Source organism: Pseudomonas sp. 21LCFQ02 (assembly GCF_024129895.2).
Taxonomy (GTDB): Bacteria; Pseudomonadota; Gammaproteobacteria; order Pseudomonadales; family Pseudomonadaceae; genus Aquipseudomonas.
Genome location: NZ_CM178749.1, coordinates 5,422,269 through 5,440,623 on the forward strand (window position 1 = coordinate 5,422,269; position 18,355 = coordinate 5,440,623).

The following is an 18,355-nucleotide window of genomic DNA, read 5'->3' on the forward strand; positions in this document are numbered from 1 at the left end:
ATTTAAGGAAGATCGCTTCATGTACAGATCGGCACAGCGCGGCAGGGTTGGAACTCTCACGGGAGCAGCACTGAGCGGCCTGTTCTCGTGTGCATCGGTTTCGGCTGCGCCACTGCAAGCACCAGGCGTCACCGAACTGGAGGCCATTGAAGTCGTCGGTGAAGGCACCAATAGCAGCCGAATCGAGCCGCTGACACGCAGCAAAGTCAGCAATGCACCGCAAAGCTTGCCGGCTGCCGTATCTACGATCACAGAAGAAGAAATTCGCACGCTTAACGTTGATCGGGATATCTCGAATATTTATCGCCGTGTGCCGGGTGTGGTGGCCAACAACATTGACCAAGGTGACACCGGTAACGGCTTTCGCATGCGCGGCTTCACCACTAACGGCACGCATGGGGCTGATGTGGCGGTGTACGTCGACGGTGTGCCACAGAACATCCCGTCCAGCCAGGGTGGCGCCGGTCACGGCCCGGTGTTTATGGAGTGGCTGACGCCGCAGATGATCAAGCGTGTCGATGTCATCAAGGGCCCTATCTCGGCCCTGTACGGTGACCAGAACCGCGCAGGTTCTGTGAACATCGAAACACTCGATGGCGGTGACGTGGCGTCAAGCATCGGTATGGACATCGCCAGCTTCGATGGACGCCGTGCCAACCTGGTGTTGGGCGGCGAGCATGATGGCTTCGAATCACTGTTCGTAGCCGACACTTACAAAACCAACGGCTACCGCAAAGCCGCCGAGACCAACCGCGATAACTACTTCTGGAAACTGACCAAAGTCATCGGCGATGCCAAGTATTCGGCGCGTTTCAGTCACTATGAATCAGACTTCAAAAACGATGGTTACCTGAACCTTCCCGCTCTGAAAGCCGACACCATCAGCCGTCGCGACACCGACAACCTGTACGGCTTCGGTAACGCCAACCGCAACACCTACGTGCTCAACCGTACCCCTGCCGAGGGCGAGGAAGGCCTGTACTACACCGCCTACTTTGAAGATTTCAAGCGTGTACGCGGCATCGCCAACGGCACCAACACACACAATTATGGCAAGGATGATCGCGACATCTACGGCGGTCGCCTGGCCTACAACTTCGTCTATCAGGACTCCGCAGCGCTGATGGTCGGCGCGGACGTGCGCCGCGACAAAGGCATTGCCTATCGTCAGCAGTACCGCAACTTCGAGCCGACGCCTAATTACTACTTCGACTTTGACATGGATCTGATCACCTATGGCGTATTCGCGCAGGGTCAGTACAAGCCCATCGACTCGTTGAAAGTGCTCGCAGGCATCCGCTACGACCGCTTTGACTACGACATCGAAAACCTGAAGTTCCGCAATGCCGACACTGGTTACAACAGCTCAGTGACTACACCCAAGCTCGGCCTGGTGTGGACCCCCGTCCAGCAGCTGGAGCTGTTCACCAACGCGGCACAGGGCTTCCGCTCACCGGCGGCGGAATACATCAGTGCCGGCAGCACCGGCGCGCTGCCGCTGAGCGAAACGGGTGGCCGCATCAACAGCAGTGTCCGCCCGAGCAAGGTCACCTCGTACGATGCCGGTTTCACGGTGCGCCCGAGCGAGCGCTTCTCCAGCACCACCGAGTTTTACTACATCCAGAACGACAGCGAGACACTGCAGACCTCACCCGGGGTCTTTGAACAGGTCAGCAATACAACCCGAAAAGGCGTGGAGACCAGCTTCAACTACCAGCTCACCTCCACCGTCAGTGCCTACGCCAGCTATGGCCGGATCATCGACGCGGTCATCGACAACCCGACACCGGGCACCGGTGAAAAACTTGTGGTGCCCGAACACACCTACAAGGCCGGCATGCAGTACCGTAATGCGTTCATGGGCGGGCAACTGACACTGAACGCCGATGCCTATCACCTGGCGGGCATCCCCTACTACGTCGGCACCGAGGAGCGGGAAATGCCGCTCTACACCCGCTATGACCTGCGCGCGTCGTACGATTACAGCGACTACCAGTTCAGCGTGTACGGCACCTTCCAGCCCCACCGTTATGGCAGTGAAGTCGCCTACGGCACCACCAGTGGACTGGTGACGGTGCCACAGCCTTCCACAACGCTGGGTGCGTCGTTCAGGTATTTCTTCTGATCGCTGAAGCACTATTGAACATACCCGCCTGGGTCATCCAGGGAATCGCCGAGTTGATCGCTTAGGCCGTGAAAAGCGATCAGCCCGGAGTTTTCCACATCCACACAAGAGTTGGGTGACCTGCCAAATCCCCCTCCTGCTTCTGCCCTGACTGCCGTGTTGCGGCAGATCGACCGACAACAGCTATTCTCCAGTGGGGTACGCCAGCCCGCACACGCCTTGTACAAAACATTGCTGTGCGGGCTTGCAACATCAAGCGCCCTCCAGTCAGCCGAGGTCACTTTGCAGTCAGCTCCCGACCCGCTCAACGAAGCCGCCAGAGTCAGCTTTCTCGAACGTTTGCGGATTCTCGACACGCCTCGCGAGCAAGCCTTCGACCGGGTAACCCGGATCGCCGCCACCCTGCTCGATGCCCCCATTGCCCTGGTATCGCTGGTCGACCGCGAGCGCCAGTGGTTCAAGTCCGCAGTGGGCCTGGAAGCCACACAGACACCGCGCAACGTCGCCTTCTGCGCCCACGCACTGTTGGTCGAAGAAGCGCTGGTGATTCCCGACACCCTGACGGACGAACGCTTTGCCGACAATCCGCTGGTCAGCGGCCCGCCCTTTATCAGATTCTATGCCGGCATCCCGCTGCGGCTTGGCAACGACCTGACCCTGGGCACACTGTGCGTCATTGACAGCCGCCCGCGGCAGCTGGCCCCGGAACAGCTCGCTGCGCTCAGCGACCTGGCGCGCATTGTCGAGAGCGAAATCAACCAGCGCAATCTGGTCACCGATGCGGCCAGCCTGCACCAGCAGGAACGCAACGCCAGGATTCTCAGCGAAACCCAGTTCCAGACGGTGTTCCAGCAAACCCCGACCGGCAAAGCGATCGTCGGACTGGACGGGCGCTTCATCGAGGTCAATCCCAGGTTTTGCGCGCTCATCGGTTACTCTCACGATGAACTGATCAATCGCACCTTCCAGCAAATCACCCTGCCCGCCGACCTGGACCGTGACCTGCAACTGCTTGAGGAGCTGGTGCACGACCGGCGCCAAAGCTACAGCCTGGAAAAACGCTACATCCACAAAAATGGCGCCGTGATATGGGTCGAGATCAGCGTCGCAGCTGTCCGGGATGAATATAGAAATCCGCTGCATTATGTCGTGGTGGTGATCGACATCTCGCAGCGCAAAAGCACCGAAGACCTTATGCAGCGCTACCAGGAAACCCTGGAATCTCAGGTTCACGAACGTACCCAGCAATTGCTCGAAAGCCAGCAGACCCTCAAATCCATCGCTGACAACCTGCCCATCCTGATCGCCCATATTGGTGCGGACCTGCGCTATCGCTTCAACAACGAGATGTACCGCAGCCTGCTCGGCCTGGCTCCGCAAGACCTGCAAGGCAAGAGCGTGTCACAGGCGCTGCGCCCCGACGTCTATGCGCAGTTGCTGCCGCACTTCGAGCAGGCCCTGAGCGGTCAGCGAGTCACGGTCGACAATATTCGTTACAGCGCAACCGACCCCAGAGTCTGGTGTGCGACGTACGTACCCGACATCCGCCATGGCCAGGTCGATGGTTTTTTTGTCATGTCGCAGGATGTCACCGAGCGCAAGCTGGCCGAGAAATCCCTGTTTGACAGAGCCACCCGCGATGCCCTGACCGGGCTGCCCAACCGCACGACCCTGCATGCCCACATGCAGCAGGCCATTGATGCCGGGCAAGCGTTTCACCTGTTTTTTCTGGATCTGGACGGTTTCAAATCGGTCAACGACGAACACGGCCATGAAACCGGCGATGCCCTGCTGGTTGCAGCCGCGCAGCGACTGCTGAGCTGCGCAGGCGCAGGCGACTTGGTCGGGCGCCTGGCGGGGGACGAGTTCGTGATCATCGCCACGACCTTGAGCTCGACCGAAGCGGCGGAGAATCGGGGCGAGCAACTCTGCCGGGCCTTGGCCGAGCCGTTCACCCTCAACGGCCATACCGGTATCAGGATTGGCGCAAGTGTCGGCATCGCCTTCAGCCAGCCTTCGGAGCCGATCACCCCTGAGGCCGTGCTGGCCAAGGCCGACCACGCCATGTACGAGGCCAAGCGCAAAGGCCGCAGCCATTATCGGTTTGCGATTTAGTGATGACGCTTAACGCATCGCTGCCAGCTTGATCCCGAAGCCCAGCAGGCAGGCGCCTGCCAGCCGTTCAAGCAGATTGGCGGTGCGCGGGTTGGCACGCATGCGCTCGGCCAGGTGCTGGGTCAGCAGTACCGCAATCAGCCCATAAAGGAATGTCACCACCGCCACCGTGGCGGCCAGAAAGCCAAAGGTCAGTAGGCCCTGATGGCGGACCGGATCGACGAACAGCGGAAAGAACGCCATGTAAAACATGATCGCCTTGGGGTTGAGCAAGGTGATCATCATGGTCTGGCGCAGGTACTGGCCGTTGTCCATACGGCTTTTGCGCGGGGCGCCGCCTGGCTTGCTCAGCAGCATGCGCAGGCCCAGATAAGCCAGGTACGCCGCCCCCGCCCACTGCACGACATGAAAGGCGGCCGGGTAAGCCGCCAGCAGCGTAGCGACCCCGGCCACCGCCAGCCACAGCAGGACCTGATCGCCAAGAATGACCCCGCAAGTGGCCGCCAGCCCGGCCTTGACCCCACCTTTGCCGGTCGCGGTGATCAGTGCGAAATTGCCTGGGCCGGGAATGGCCAGGACGATGATGAACGCAATGACGAAAGCGCCGTAGTCAGTCACGCCTAGCATGGATCCAGCTCCTTGAGGGTGTAGAGCGCGCAGTCTATCCGGTTTTGCCGAAATGCTGTGCTGAGGCTTGGGCTTGCTCCCTATGCAAGCAACGTATAAATACGCCGGTATGAATCTTCAGCGGCTTTCGTCAGAATAGCCAACGTAGAATCATTCTCATAAAAGGCACTGTCATGCACCACCTGCCCGCCTCCGCTGCGCCGCCAAGGATTCTGGCCATCGAGGACGATCCCTTGCTGGCCAGCCACCTGGAAGCTCATCTGCTCCAGCGTGGCTTTGCCGTGACCTTGCGACTGCATGCTGAAACCATTATTGAGCTGGTGACCCAGGAACACTTCGATCTGATTCTGATGGACATCATGCTGCCTGACGGCAACGGCCTGGCACTGTTGAGCGAACTGCGTGAGCACCAGCGGGTGCCGGTGATCCTGATGTCGGCGCTGGGTGCCGAGCAGGATCGCATTCTCGGCTTCAGCCAGGGCGCCGACGATTATTTGCCCAAGCCGTTCAGCATGCGCGAAATGGACGTGCGCATTGATGCAGTATTACGCCGCGTGGCTTATGAGCACGAAGCCAAGACGCGGCATGATGACCTGCAACTGATCGTCGATAATCGGCGTTGCGATGTTTGCCATGCGCAGCAGTGGGCCGATCTGAGCGGCATGGAATTTCGCGTCCTGCAAGTGCTGCTCGACCATAGCGGCGAGGTGCTGAGCAAAGCGTTTCTGTATCAGCAGGCGATGCATCGTGCCTGGTCGCTGCATGATCGCAGCCTGGACATGCATGTCAGCCGGATCCGTCGCAAGTTGCTGGCCATCGGTTATAACAGCCGCTGCATCGAGACCGTGCGCGGCACCGGTTATGTGCTGAGCCCGACCAAAGCATGAGCCTGCCTGATCGTCATTCGTTGCTGTGGAAGCTGGTTGCGGCCCTGGCATTGCTGTGTCTGCTGGTGGTGATCCTTGAAGAGGACCTGGCCGAGCGGGTGGAAAATGCCACTTCACGTTTGCCTGAAGAAACCCAGCAGGTGCTCAAAGGGTACGCCGCTCAGGCGCAGCGCGCCTGGGAGCAGCAGGGTGCGGCCGGCGTCGATGCGTTTCTCGAGCAACTGCAAGAGCACGAACAGGTCTGGGCGGTGGTCGTCAGTGCCCAGCGCGAATCACTGGCGTCGCAGCCGTTGTCGGAAGACAAGCACACCAGACTCAACTTCATCCGTCCCATTGATGGTCTGATCGGCAGGCCGGGCGCGCGACCGAGTTTCTATATTCCTTTCGAAGGCAGTGACGCGCGGCTGGTGATGGAGCTGCCGTTGCGCCTGAATCCACGCCAGCATAACCGCCTTTGGGAGATCCTCGCCCAGCAGGTGTTGCCCGCCAGCCTGGCTGTGCTACTGGGCGCGCTGCTGTATCGCATGCTGATTGCGCCAATGGCCAGCCTGCGTCGCCAGGCCATTGCGCTGGGCAGCGGCGATCTGTCGGCGCGCATCGAGCCGCGGATTGCCGAGCGCCGCGACGAACTGGGCGAACTAGCGCGCACCGTCAATCACATGGCTGCACGCCTGGAGTCCACCGTCGACTTCCAGCGCCGGCTGTTGCGCGCGCTGTCCCATGAGCTGCGCACGCCGTTGAGCCGCCTGCGGGTGGCTGGCGAGCGTGAACTGGATATCGCCACGTTGCGTCAGCGTCAGGAGCGTGAAGTGCTGGCCATGGAGCGTTTGATCGACGACACCCTGGAGCTGGTCTGGCTCGACACCGAGCGCCCCCAGTTGCCCACAGAACCCGTGGAAGTGGCGGAGCTTTGGAATATCCTGCGCGAAGACTGCTGCTTTGAAACCGGCTGGCCGGTCGAGCGCCTGCCCTGCGAGCTACCGGCCGACTGCCGGGTGTCAGGCAACCTCAATGGCCTGGCCCAGGTGCTGGAGAACATCCTGCGCAACGCGGTACGCCACTCTGCGGAGCACGGCATCGTGCGCCTGAGCGGCCAGCGCGAGGACGCCCACTGGCATTTGTGGATCGAGGACCAGGGGCCGGGGGTCGCGCCGGAACAACTGCAACAGATTTTCAAGCCGTTTACCCGGCTCGGCGCCGACCGGCCTGGCGGCGACGGCTTTGGCCTGGGGCTGTCGATCGCCCAGAGCGTGGTGCATTCACAAAGCGGCGATATCTGGGCCGAGAACGCCGATCCTGGGCTGCGGGTGCATGTACGCTTGCCAGCCGCCTGAGCGGGTTGCTCACACTCAGGCGTCTTAATTCTTTATCATTGCGCCTGTCACGCTGATCGAGCCGAGCATGAAATTCGCCCTTTGTCTGTTTTCCGCCCCCCATGCACCCTCCTCGCGCCGCGCCCTGCTGTTCGCCCAGGCATTGCTGGCCGGCGGGCATGAAATCGTGCGGCTGTTCTTTTATCAGGATGGTGTGCACAGCGCCTGCGGCAGTGTGGTTACGCCGCAGGACGAGCAGGACCTGCCGCAACAATGGCGCGCCTTCATCAGCGAACACCAGCTCGATGGCGTGGTGTGCATTGCGGCGGCATTGCGCCGTGGCGTACTGAACGCCGAAGAGGCTGCACGCTATCAGCGCAGTGCGGCCAGCCTGCTGGCGCCCTGGGAGCTGTCCGGGTTGGGCCAGTTGCACGATGCGGCGCAGGCAGCCGACCGGGTGATCTGTTTTGGAGGGCCATAAGATGAGCAAATCGCTATTGATTATCAGCCGTCAGGCACCGTGGTCCGGGCCTGGAGCACGCGAAGCGCTGGACATCGTCCTGGCCGGCGGCGCCTTCGACCTGCCGGTCGGCCTGCTGTTTCTCGACGATGGGGTATTTCAGTTGCAGGCCGGGCAGCACGCCAGCGCCGTGCAGCAGAAAGACATCATCGCCAACCTCAAGGCCTTGCCGATGTTCGGTATCGAAGACTTGTATGCCTGTGGCCACAGCCTTGAGCAACGTGGCGTCCAGGCTGACAATCCGGATGTCCAGACCTTGGCCAGCGGTGCCGATATCGCCGCGCTTATCGACCGTTACGACCAGGTGATCACGATCTGATGGCGACCTTGCACGTTGTATCCCACTCCCCGTTCGCCGACAGCCGCCTGAGCAGTTGCCTGCGTGTGCTTGGCGAACATGACGCGCTGCTGCTGTGCGGCGACGCCACCTATGCGCTGCGCCAGCCCGATGCTGCGCTCAGTGCGCTGGGTGAGCGGCTGTTCGCGCTCGAAGAAGACCTGCTCGCCCGACACCTGGCACTGCCCGCTAGCGCCCGTGCGGTGGACTATCCAGGTTTCGTCGAGTTGTCGGTACGCTTCGACAAGGTGAACACCTGGCTATGACCCATCTGAGCGTAGACGGCCGCCAGATCCCGCTGGACAGCGATGGATTTCTGCAGAACCTCGGCGACTGGTCGCTGGCGGTTGCCCAGGCACTGGCCGCCGAAGAAGACATCGATTTCGGCGACGAGCATGTGGAAATACTCCATCTGCTGCGCGCGTTCTACAGCGAATTCCAGCTGTCGCCCGCCACCCGGCCGCTGATCAAGTACACGGCACTCAAGCTGGGCCCGGAAAAGGGCAACAGCATGCACCTCAACCGCCTGTTCAACGGCCGGCCCGCCAAGCTGGCGGCCCGTCTGGCAGGCCTGCCCAAGCCGACCAATTGCATATGACCGACTACCGCCCGCTGGTTACCGAAACACCAGCAGAACACCCCTTCGCCCAGTTCGTACGCATCCTGGGCAAGGGCAAACGCGGCGCTCGCGGCCTGACCCGCGAAGAAGCCCGCCAGGCCATGGGCATGCTGCTCGATGAACAGGTCGAGGACACCCAGCTCGGCGCGTTTCTGATGCTGCTGCGCCACAAGGAAGAAAGCCCCGAAGAGCTGGCCGGTTTTACCGAAGCGGTGCGTGAGCGGGTCAAGGCGCCGGCCATTGAGGTGGATATCGACTGGCCGAGCTACGCCGGCAAGAAACGCCACCTGCCGTGGTTTCTGCTGGCCGCCAAATGCCTGGCCAACAACGGTATCCGTGTCCTGCTGCACGGTGGCGGGGCGCACACCGCCGGGCGCCTGTACACCGAACAACTGCTGGAGCTGCTGAATATTCCGCTGTGCCGCAACTGGCAGAGCGTCGACAGCGCGCTGCAACAACGCCACCTGGCGTTCATCCCGCTGGCCGACTGGGCACCGCAGTTGCAGCGCATGATCGACCTGCGCAACACCCTGGGGCTGCGCTCGCCGATCCATTCCCTGGCGCGGGTGCTCAATCCGCTCAAGGCCCGCTGCGGCCTGCAGAGCATCTTCCACCCCGGCTACCAGGCGGTGCACCGTGAAGCCAGCCGCCTGCTGGGCGACCATGCGATTGTGATCAAGGGTGATGGCGGCGAGATCGAGGTCAACCCTGACACCATCAGCCATCTGTACGGTGCCACGGCCGGCGTCGAGTGGGATGAAGAATGGCCTGCATTGTCCGAGCGCCGCCACGTCAAGCCTGCGAGCCTGGAGCCGACACATCTGGTGGCCTACTGGCGCGGTGAAGTCGAAGACAGTTATGGACAACTGGCGCTGCTGTCGAGCATGGCGCTGGCGCTGCGTGGCCTCGGTGTCGAGCGTGAAGCGGCGTTCGAACAGGCCAGGCAGTTCTGGGACAAGCGTGATCGCAACCTTTGATTAATCGAACTGCTCGATAATTAAGGGCCTATATTTGCGCTTTTAGTTCGAACCAATACCGATAGACTGACTCCAATTTCCAACTACGGACCTGGAGCCAGGACATGGGTTTGCTTGTCGAAGGACGCTGGCACGACCAGTGGTACGAAACCAAGGAAGGCGCGTTTCAGCGCGAGAACGCCCAGCGCCGCAACTGGGTGACGGCTGACGGCGGGCCCGGCCCGTCCGGCGAGGGTGGCTTTGCGGCACAAGCCGGTCGCTACCACTTGTATGTGTCGCTGGCCTGCCCGTGGGCGCACCGTACGCTGATCGTGCGCCAGCTCAAAGGTCTGGAAAAGCTCATCGACGTCTCGGTGGTCAGCTGGCTGATGCTGGAAAACGGCTGGACCTTCGACCCGCAGACCGGCTCGACCGGCGATGCGCTCGACGGCTTGGAATTCATGCACCAGCGCTACACCAAAGATGACCCGAACTACACTGGCCGGGTCACGGTGCCGGTGCTGTGGGACAAGAAGCTCAAGCGCATCGTCAGCAACGAGTCGGCGGAGATCATCCGCATGTTCAACTCGGCGTTCAACGAATTGACCGGCAACCCGCTGGACCTGTATCCCGAGCACTTACGGGCGCAGATTGATGAGCTGAACGAGCAGATCTACCCGAATGTGAACAATGGCGTATACCGCGCCGGCTTCGCCACCTCACAGGCGGCGTACGAGCAAGCCTTCGACGCGCTGTTCAGCAAACTTGATGAGCTGGAGCACTTGCTGGGAGAAAACCGCTACCTCAGCGGTGAATACCTGACCGAAGCCGACGTGCGCCTGTTCACCACACTGATTCGCTTCGATGCCGTGTACCACGGCCACTTCAAGTGCAACCTGCGGCGCTTGAGCGATTATCCGAACCTGAGCAATTGGCTGCGTGAGCTGTACCAGTGGCCGGGCATTGCCCAGACTGTGGATTTCCAGCATATCAAGCATCACTACTACGCCAGCCACCGCACCATCAACCCGACCGGGGTGGTGCCTAAAGGTCCTTTACAGGACTTCAGCGTGGCGCATGATCGGCAGCGCTTGGCAGGCAACGGGATATGGCAGTAACTGCCGCAAGCGTGCAGGAGCGGCCTTGGTCGCGAAGAGGCCAGATCAGTCGGCGCATCACCTGTGACTGAAATATTGCATTCGCGAGCAAGCTCGCTCCTACCCGGTCAGACCGAAGGCTCAGAGTGTCCCCTGAGCCCCTTCAAACCACGCCAGCTTGTTGCGCAACACCACCACTTCCCCCACGATCACCAGAGTCGGGGCATGGACTTCATGCTCGGCTACCAGCTGCGGCAGGTTGGCCAGGGTGCCGGTGAACACCCGCTGACCGGTGGTGGTGCCCTGCTGGACCAAAGCTGCCGGGGTGCTGGCAGCGCGGCCGTGTTTGATCAACTGCTCGCAGATGGTCGGTAGCCCCACCAGGCCCATGTAGAACACCAGAGTCTGCGCCGGCGCGACCAGGTCGCTCCAGGGCAGGTCACTGCTGCCGTCTTTCAGGTGCCCGGTGATGAACCGCACCGACTGCGCATAATCACGGTGGGTCAGCGGAATCCCGGCATAAGCCGCGCAACCGCTGGCTGCAGTAATGCCCGGCACGACCTGGAACGGGATGCCATGGGCGGCCAGTTCTTCGATTTCTTCACCGCCACGACCGAAGATGAACGGGTCACCACCCTTCAGGCGCACGACCCGCTTGCCCTGTTTCGCCAGATCGACCAATTGCTGGTTGATCTGGTCCTGCGGCACGGCATGCTCGGCACGGCGCTTGCCGACGTAAATGCGTTCGGCATCCCGGCGGCACAGCTCAAGAATGGTTGGTGCCACCAGACGGTCGTAAAGCACCACATCAGCCTGCTGCATCAGCCGCAGCGCCTTGAAGGTCAGCAGGTCAGGATCGCCGGGGCCGGCGCCGACCAGATACACCTCACCCGGCGCATGCGGTGGTTCGCCGTCGACCTTGGCCTGCAACAGACGTTCGGCTTCGGCGCCCTGCCCGGCCAGTTGCCGGTCGGCGATAGGCCCCTGAAACACCTCTTCCCAGAAAGCGCGGCGCTGCTGCACATCCGGATAAAGGCTTTTCACCTGGCTGCGAAACCGCGCCGCCAGCCCGGCCAACTGACCATAAGTAGCGGGAATCCAGGCTTCCAGTTTGGCGCGAATCAGGCGCGCCAGCACCGGCGCATCGCCGCCACTGGACACCGCAATGACCAATGGCGAGCGATCGACGATGGCTGGAAAGATCACACTGCATAGCGCCGGCGCATCGACCACGTTGACCGGCATGCCACGGCTGCGGGCATCGGCGGATACCTGGGCATTGAGCGGTTCGTCATCGGTGGCGGCGATCACCAGCACACAACCGTCCAGGTCGTTCGGCACATAGCCGCGCAGGCGCTGCTCACCGCCACTGCGCTCGATCAGCTCACTCAACTGCGGCTCGATATGCGGGGCGACGACCCGCAACAACGCACCGGCATCGGCCAGCAGGCGTGACTTGCGCAAGGCAATCTCGCCGCCGCCGACCACCAGCACCCAGCTGCCACGCAGGTTGTGGAACAGTGGCAGAAATTCCATTTAGCCGATGACCTCAAGGCCGCCCATGTACGGTTTGAGCACTTGCGGCACACGAATCGAACCGTCGGCCTGCTGGTAGTTCTCCAGCACGGCAACCAGGGTACGGCCCACCGCCAGACCCGAACCGTTCAAGGTGTGCACCAGCTCAGGCTTGCCGGTTTCCGGGTTGCGCCAGCGCGCCTGCATGCGGCGGGCCTGGAAGTCGCCACAGTTGGAGCACGAGGAAATCTCGCGGTACTTGTCCTGGCTCGGCACCCAGACTTCCAGATCGTAGGTCTTGACCGCGCTGAAACCCATGTCGCCGGTGCACAGCGCCAGAACGCGATAAGGCAATTCCAGCAGTTGCAGAACGCGCTCGGCGTTGGCCGTCAGGGATTCGAGCTCATTCATCGATTCGGCCGGGGCCACGACCTTGACCATCTCGACCTTGTCGAACTGGTGCTGGCGGATCATGCCGCGAGTGTCACGACCCGAGGCACCGGCCTCGCTGCGAAAGCACGGCGTGTGAGCGACGAACTTCAGCGGCAGCTCCTTGGCATCGAGGATCTGCCCGGACACGATATTGGTCAGCGACACTTCGGCGGTCGGGATCAGGTACAGGTCGGCTTCGCCATCGCGGCTGATCTTGAACAGGTCTTCTTCGAACTTCGGCAACTGGCCAGTGCCCTGCAAGGCAGGCGCCTGGACCAGATACGGGGTGTAGGTTTCCTCGTAGCCGTGTTCGTTGATGTGCAGGTTGATCATGAACTGCGCCAGAGCGCGGTGCAGGCGGGCAATCGGGCCGCGCAGCAGGGCGAAACGCGCGCCGGACAGTTTGGCGGCGGTCTCGAAGTCCAGCCAGCCGAACTTCTCGCCCAGTGCGACGTGATCCTGTACCTGGAAATCGAACGCGGTCGGCGTGCCCCAGCGGCGCACTTCAAGGTTGCCGTCTTCGTCTTCACCGACCGGCACAGAGGCGTCCGGCAGGTTGGGGATGGTCAGCAGGATGGCGTCCAGCTCGGCCTGCAGCTTGTCCAGCTCAAGCTTGCCTTCGGAGAGCTCGTTACCCATACGCTCGACGTCAGCCATCAGCGGTGCGATGTCTTCGCCGCGCTGCTTGGCCTGTCCAATCGTCTTGGAACGGGCGTTACGCTCGGCCTGCAGCTGTTCGGTGCGGGTCTGTACCACCTTGCGCTGGGCTTCGAGTGCCTCGATGCGGGCCACATCCAGGGTGTAGCCACGCGAAGCCAGGCGGTCCGCTACGTCCTGAAGTTGAGTACGTAACAGTTTGGAATCGAGCATATCGGTCTCTCGTCTATCAAAGTCGGGTCAATGTCAGGCCCACCCAGGTTGCGAGCAGGCCGCCGAACACGCTGATGCCGGCATAGCCCAGGGCCAGTGGCAGTTGCCCGCTTTCCAGCAGGCGCAGCGTATCCAGTGAAAAGGATGAAAAGGTCGTCAGACCACCTACAAAACCGACGATCAGGCCGGCGCGAATCTCGATCGGCACTTCCGGACGAATCAGGAACAGGCCGTACAGCACGCCAATGATCAGACAACCGATCAGGTTGACCGCCAATGTGGCTGTGTAAAAGTGCCGTGGCCAGTGGGCGCTTACCCAGTTGCCAGTGGCGAAACGCAGTAATGTACCAGCGATGCCGGCAATCGACACCGCAAGAATGGTCTGAATCAAGACTTTCTCCGTTGAAGAGGGCTGGCAGCATCCAGCGCATGCAGATGACGCAGCTTTTCGCCGATCTTCATTTCCAGGCCTCGGGGCACCGGATGATAGTACTGGCGCGGCTCCAGGTCGTCGGGAAAATAGTCTTCGCCGGCGGCGTAGGCGTCCGGCTCGTCGTGAGCATAACGATACTGCTCGCCATAACCCAGTTGCTTCATCAGTTTGGTGGGGGCATTGCGCAGGTGCAACGGCACTTCCCGCGAACCATTGGCCGCCACGTCAGCCATGGCAGCCTTGTAGGCCATGTACACCGCATTGCTTTTCGGCGCACAGGCCAGATAAACAATCGCCTGGGCAACGGCCAGCTCGCCTTCAGGACTGCCGAGGCGCTCCTGAACGTCCCAGGCCGACATGCACAGCGGCAAGGCACGCGGGTCGGCATTACCGATGTCTTCGCTGGCCATGCGCACTACCCGTCGCGCCAGATACAGCGGGTCACAGCCGCCGTCGATCATCCGCGCGAACCAGTAAAGCGCCGCATCGGGATTTGAGCCTCGAATCGACTTGTGCAACGCCGAAATCTGGTCGTAAAAGGCTTCGCCGCCCTTGTCGAAGCGTCGGCGGGTGTCGCCCAGCAGGCTGTTGAGCAGCTCGCTGCCGATTTCGCTGCCGTCTTCGGCGAGGTCCGAGGCATTTTCCAGCAGGTTGAGCATGCGCCGGCCATCGCCGTCGGCGGCCGCCATCAGGGTGGCAAAGCCTTCGTCACTCAGGCTCAACTGACGCCGCCCCAGGCCACGCTCTTCGGTGAGGGCACGCTGTACCAGCTTGCGCAAGGCAGCTTCGTCCAGGCTTTTGAGCACATAGACCCGCGCCCGCGATAGCAAGGCATTGTTCAGTTCGAACGAGGGGTTTTCGGTGGTCGCACCGATGAAGATCAGCGTGCCGTCTTCAACATAGGGCAAGAAGGCGTCTTGCTGGGACTTGTTGAAGCGGTGCACTTCGTCGACGAACAGGATGGTACGCCGCCCGTACTGGGCCGCCTGCTGCCGGGCGACTTCAACGGCCTGACGGATCTCCTTGACCCCGGCCAGCACTGCCGAGACGGTTTCGAAATGCGCATCCGAGACCTTGGCCAGCAACTTCGCCAGGGTGGTCTTGCCCACCCCCGGCGGGCCCCAGAAGATCATCGAATGCAGCGCCCCCTGCTCCAGGGCTTCACGCAGGGGCTTGCCATGGGCCAGGACGTGCTCCTGGCCCACGTATTCGTCCAGGTTAGTGGCACGCAGGCGCGCCGCCAGGGGCTGGGCAATGGGTTCACGGCTGAACAGGTCCATGATTCGGGCGCCTTGTGTCGGCTACTTACTCTTGGATCACGTCCGCGCCCTTGGGAATCTGGAACTGGAACTTGTCCTTGGCTACGGGCTGGTTGGCAGTAACCCCGGTGAACAGGATATTGGTGCGCTGGCCGACGTTATCCACCAGTTGCATGTCGTTGATCAAGCCATTGCGAAACGACAGGCGCAGGTTATCGAACAGCGTGTCCTTGGTCTTGGGCTTGAGCACGAAATCCACTACACCACCGGCCTCTTTCGAGGTGATATCGAAGCTTTCGCTGATTTTCGATACATCGCCGGACAGCAGCAGCGCCGGGGTCTGGGTCAGGCGCTGGTCGAGGGTCTTGATCGTCACCTGTTGCAGGTCCGGGTCCCAGAGGGTGACCTTCTTGCCATCGGAAACCATCAGTTGCTCCTGAGGCGGATCGATGTGCCAGTTGAACAGCCCTGGACGTTGCAGGGTCATGCTGCCCTGCGACTCCTGCAACTGGGTGCCACTGCCGTCGAGGGTCATCTGCGAAAAGCGGCCGTTGAGGGTCTGGGACTTCTCCAGCAACTGGGTCAGGCGCGCCACGTCCTTGCTGTCGGCATGGGCGGTCAGCGCGGAAAAGGTCAGAGCAGTAGCCAGAAACATGCGGATCAGACGCATGGGATTCCTCTTTAAATTCACTGAAAGTGCGGCAGCGCGACACACACGCTGCCAACAGGGTTGCTCTGCGGGATCAGTCGCGCATCGGTGCCGGCGCGATGACCTCACGTGAGCCATTGGTGTTCATCGGGGTGACCACGCCTGCGTTTTCCATCGCCTCGATCATACGTGCGGCGCGGTTGTAACCGATCTTGAGTTTGCGCTGCACCGCCGAAATCGACGCCCGACGGCTTTCCAGCACAAACTTGACCGCTTCGTCGTAAAGCGCATCGCTTTCGCTGTCTTCACCGTCGCCACCCCCACTACCGCCATCGAACCCGCTACCGGCCTCTTCGACGCCGGCCAGAATATCGTCGTTGTAGTCAGGGGTGCCACGCATTTTCCAGGCCTCAACGACCCGATGGACCTCATCATCGGACACGAAGGCACCATGGACCCGGATCGGCAGGCTGGTGCCTGGTGGCATGTAGAGCATGTCACCGTGCCCCAGCAGTTGCTCGGCACCGCCCTGGTCGATGATGGTCCGCGAGTCAATCTTGCTCGACACCTGAAACGCCATACGGGTCGGGATGTTGGCCTTGATCAGACCGGTAATCACATCCACCGACGGCCGCTGGGTGGCAAGAATCAGGTGAATACCGGCGGCACGGGCTTTCTGGGCGATACGCGCGATCAACTCTTCGACCTTCTTGCCGACGATCATCATCATGTCGGCAAATTCGTCGACCACCACCACGATGGTCGGCAGGGTACTGAGCAACGGCGCCTCATCGTGAATGCTTTCACGGCGATACAGCGGGTCGCTGACCGGTGTACCGGCCTCTTCGGCATCCTTGATCTTGCGGTTGAAGCCGGCCAGGTTACGCACGCCCATGGCCGCCATCAGCTTGTAGCGCCGCTCCATCTCGGCAACGCTCCAGCGCAGGGCGTTGGCCGCGTCCTTCATGTCGGTGACCACCGGGCACAGCAGATGCGGAATGCCCTCATAGATCGACAGCTCAAGCATTTTCGGGTCGATCATGATCAAGCGGGCATCTTGCGGACCGGACTTGAACAGGATCGACAGGATCATGGCGTTGACCCCCACCGACTTACCGGAACCGGTGGTACCGGCGACCAGCAGGTGCGGCATCTTGGCCAGATCGGTAATTACCGGGCGGCCACCGATGTCATGCCCCAGCGCCAGGGTGACTGGCGATTTGGCGGTATCGAATTCGGGGGTCGACAATACTTCCGAGAAACGCACGATCTGCCGGTCTTCGTTGGGGATCTCGATACCCACGGTGGTTTTGCCGGGAATCACCTCGACCACCCGCACACTGGTCACCGCCAGTGAACGAGCAAGGTCTTTGGCCAGGTTGGCAATCCGACTGACCTTGACCCCGGCCGCTGGCTGGATTTCGTAGCGGGTAATCACCGGCCCCGGATGAATCGAGTCCACCGTAACCTCGACACCAAACTCCTTGAGCTTGATTTCCAGCAGCTTGCCCACCGCGTCCAGCGATTCGGGTGAATAACTAAGGGCTTTCTTTTCCACCGGATCAAGAATCGACAGCGGCGGCAATGTGCCTTCGATGGCGCTGTCGACAAACAGCGGCGCCTGTTTTTCCTTCATCACCCGGTTGCTCGGCTCCGGCGCTTTGGCCGGAGTCGGCGGAATGATCGCCGGCATCGGCTTGCCCGGTTGCGCAGGTGTTGCCAGCGGCGCCACAGCAGCACTGGCGGCGGGCACCACAGGCGCGGCGACAGGCGCCGGTTTGCCGGCGGCAGGCTGCTCACGCTCAAACACCTTGTCGCGGGCGCCGAGTGCCGGCTCACGGCGACTGGCGGGTCTGGGCGCCTGCTTCTCGTCTTCCAGATGCAGGTCGACCTCGCGCAACTTGACCACCATGCTGCGCCGCTCGGCACGGGCGGCCCACCAGCGGCTGACCGCGCCTTGCAGCAATTCGACCAGATCCAGGGTGATCTTACCGGTGACATCCATGACCTTGAACCACGACAGGTCAGTGAACACGGTCAGCCCGAACAGGAACAGGGCAATGAACAGCAGCGTGCTGCCCTGAATATTCAGCGCCCGCTTGGCAAGGTCACCGAGCACCTCACCCAGCACTCCGCCTGCCGAACCCGGAAAGCCGGCTGTGAAATGAAAGTGGATGTGCGCCAGGGCCGCGCCGGCCAGGACCAGAAACACCAGACCGATCAGGCGCCAGGAGAACAGCCAGCCGCTCCATTGCCAGGGTTCATGCCGCTGACGGAACACCTGCCAGGCCTTGATCCCCAGCAACAGCGGAAAGATATAGGCGAAGTAGCCCAGAACCATGAACAGGATGTCGGCACTGAATGCTCCGGCCCGGCCAGCGGCATTCTGTACCTGGCCGCCACTGCTGCTGGTATGGCTCCAGCCGGGGTCGCTCTGGTCGTAGGTCAGCAAGGCCATGATCAGATACAGGCACAGGAAGCCGAAGGCGATCAATGCCCCTTCCTTGAGCCGATAGTGCAACTGCTGCCGCCATAGGGGTACAGCTGCGGGTGCGGGTGCTGGAGTGGATTTCTTCAAAACGCTTTAATTCCTGCGCAGGA

General features: G+C 61.6%; 17 protein-coding genes. 10 read left to right on the forward strand and 7 right to left on the reverse strand.

Going from position 1 to position 18,355, the window contains the following annotated elements:
- Window positions 1-19 precede the first annotated feature (19 nt).
- Both NJC40_RS24510 and NJC40_RS24515 read left to right on the forward strand, forming a co-directional pair.
- On the forward strand, window positions 20-2,125 hold the full coding sequence (locus tag NJC40_RS24510) for a TonB-dependent receptor (RefSeq protein WP_253141062.1): 2,106 nt from the start codon (window positions 20-22) through the stop codon (window positions 2,123-2,125).
- Window positions 2,126-2,407: 282 nt separating this feature from the next.
- Window positions 2,408-4,240 carry a bifunctional diguanylate cyclase/phosphodiesterase gene (locus NJC40_RS24515; protein ID WP_253141061.1) on the forward strand — a complete coding sequence of 611 codons (1,833 nt, stop codon included), beginning with the start codon at window positions 2,408-2,410 and terminating at the stop codon, window positions 4,238-4,240.
- A 9-nt stretch (window positions 4,241-4,249) separates the two neighbouring features.
- Here the strand turns inward: NJC40_RS24515 and NJC40_RS24520 are convergent, their stop codons facing one another.
- Window positions 4,250-4,867 carry a LysE family transporter gene (locus NJC40_RS24520; RefSeq protein WP_253141060.1) on the reverse strand — a complete coding sequence of 206 codons (618 nt, stop codon included), beginning with the start codon at window positions 4,865-4,867 and terminating at the stop codon, window positions 4,250-4,252.
- Window positions 4,868-5,040: 173 nt separating this feature from the next.
- On the opposite strand from NJC40_RS24520, the gene NJC40_RS24525 reads away from it, so the two are divergent.
- The 8 genes from NJC40_RS24525 to NJC40_RS24560 all read left to right on the forward strand — a co-directional run bounded on the left by NJC40_RS24525 (window position 5,041) and on the right by NJC40_RS24560 (window position 10,617).
- Entirely contained in the window at window positions 5,041-5,754 is a 714-nt protein-coding gene (locus NJC40_RS24525; protein ID WP_253141059.1) for a response regulator transcription factor, read from the forward strand.
- A complete protein-coding gene (locus tag NJC40_RS24530; RefSeq protein WP_253141058.1) occupies window positions 5,751-7,088 on the forward strand; it encodes a HAMP domain-containing sensor histidine kinase in 1,338 nt (445 codons plus the stop codon). Before NJC40_RS24525 ends, NJC40_RS24530 begins: the two co-directional genes overlap by 4 nt.
- 67 nt (window positions 7,089-7,155) lie before the next feature.
- Window positions 7,156-7,548 carry a sulfurtransferase complex subunit TusD gene (tusD, locus tag NJC40_RS24535; RefSeq protein ID WP_253141057.1) on the forward strand — a complete coding sequence of 131 codons (393 nt, stop codon included), beginning with the start codon at window positions 7,156-7,158 and terminating at the stop codon, window positions 7,546-7,548.
- 1 nt (window position 7,549) lies between these two features.
- A complete protein-coding gene (gene tusC / locus NJC40_RS24540; protein ID WP_253141056.1) occupies window positions 7,550-7,906 on the forward strand; it encodes a sulfurtransferase complex subunit TusC in 357 nt (118 codons plus the stop codon).
- The gene (gene tusB, locus NJC40_RS24545) at window positions 7,906-8,190 is read left to right on the forward strand and encodes a sulfurtransferase complex subunit TusB (protein WP_045493088.1); all 285 of its coding nucleotides are present in this window, start codon (window positions 7,906-7,908) and stop codon (window positions 8,188-8,190) included. The genes tusC and tusB overlap by 1 nt, the downstream gene beginning before the upstream one ends.
- A complete protein-coding gene (locus NJC40_RS24550) occupies window positions 8,187-8,522 on the forward strand; it encodes a TusE/DsrC/DsvC family sulfur relay protein (RefSeq protein WP_253141055.1) in 336 nt (111 codons plus the stop codon). Before tusB ends, NJC40_RS24550 begins: the two co-directional genes overlap by 4 nt.
- On the forward strand, window positions 8,519-9,520 hold the full coding sequence (locus tag NJC40_RS24555) for a glycosyl transferase family protein (RefSeq protein ID WP_253141054.1): 1,002 nt from the start codon (window positions 8,519-8,521) through the stop codon (window positions 9,518-9,520). Before NJC40_RS24550 ends, NJC40_RS24555 begins: the two co-directional genes overlap by 4 nt.
- Before the next feature lie 104 nt (window positions 9,521-9,624).
- Window positions 9,625-10,617, forward strand: a complete 993-nt coding sequence (locus tag NJC40_RS24560; RefSeq protein ID WP_253141053.1) for a glutathione S-transferase family protein — start codon at window positions 9,625-9,627, stop codon at window positions 10,615-10,617.
- Window positions 10,618-10,737: 120 nt separating this feature from the next.
- Here NJC40_RS24560 and cysG read toward each other — a convergent pair whose 3' ends face one another.
- The 6 genes from cysG to NJC40_RS24590 form a co-directional block, all read right to left on the reverse strand.
- Window positions 10,738-12,132, reverse strand: a complete 1,395-nt coding sequence (gene cysG / locus NJC40_RS24565) for a siroheme synthase CysG (RefSeq protein WP_045493098.1) — start codon at window positions 12,130-12,132, stop codon at window positions 10,738-10,740.
- The gene (serS, locus tag NJC40_RS24570; protein ID WP_045493100.1) at window positions 12,133-13,413 is read right to left on the reverse strand and encodes a serine--tRNA ligase; all 1,281 of its coding nucleotides are present in this window, start codon (window positions 13,411-13,413) and stop codon (window positions 12,133-12,135) included. It lies immediately after the preceding gene.
- Window positions 13,414-13,429: 16 nt separating this feature from the next.
- Window positions 13,430-13,804, reverse strand: coding sequence for a fluoride efflux transporter CrcB (gene crcB, locus NJC40_RS24575; RefSeq protein ID WP_045493103.1), 375 nt, complete (start codon window positions 13,802-13,804; stop codon window positions 13,430-13,432).
- A complete protein-coding gene (locus NJC40_RS24580) occupies window positions 13,801-15,126 on the reverse strand; it encodes a replication-associated recombination protein A (protein WP_045493106.1) in 1,326 nt (441 codons plus the stop codon). The genes crcB and NJC40_RS24580 overlap by 4 nt, the downstream gene beginning before the upstream one ends.
- 25 nt (window positions 15,127-15,151) lie before the next feature.
- The gene (gene lolA / locus NJC40_RS24585; RefSeq protein ID WP_253141052.1) at window positions 15,152-15,775 is read right to left on the reverse strand and encodes an outer membrane lipoprotein periplasmic chaperone LolA; all 624 of its coding nucleotides are present in this window, start codon (window positions 15,773-15,775) and stop codon (window positions 15,152-15,154) included.
- 73 nt (window positions 15,776-15,848) lie between these two features.
- Window positions 15,849-18,332, reverse strand: coding sequence for a DNA translocase FtsK (locus NJC40_RS24590; protein WP_045493112.1), 2,484 nt, complete (start codon window positions 18,330-18,332; stop codon window positions 15,849-15,851).
- Between the last annotated feature and the right edge of the window lie 23 nt (window positions 18,333-18,355).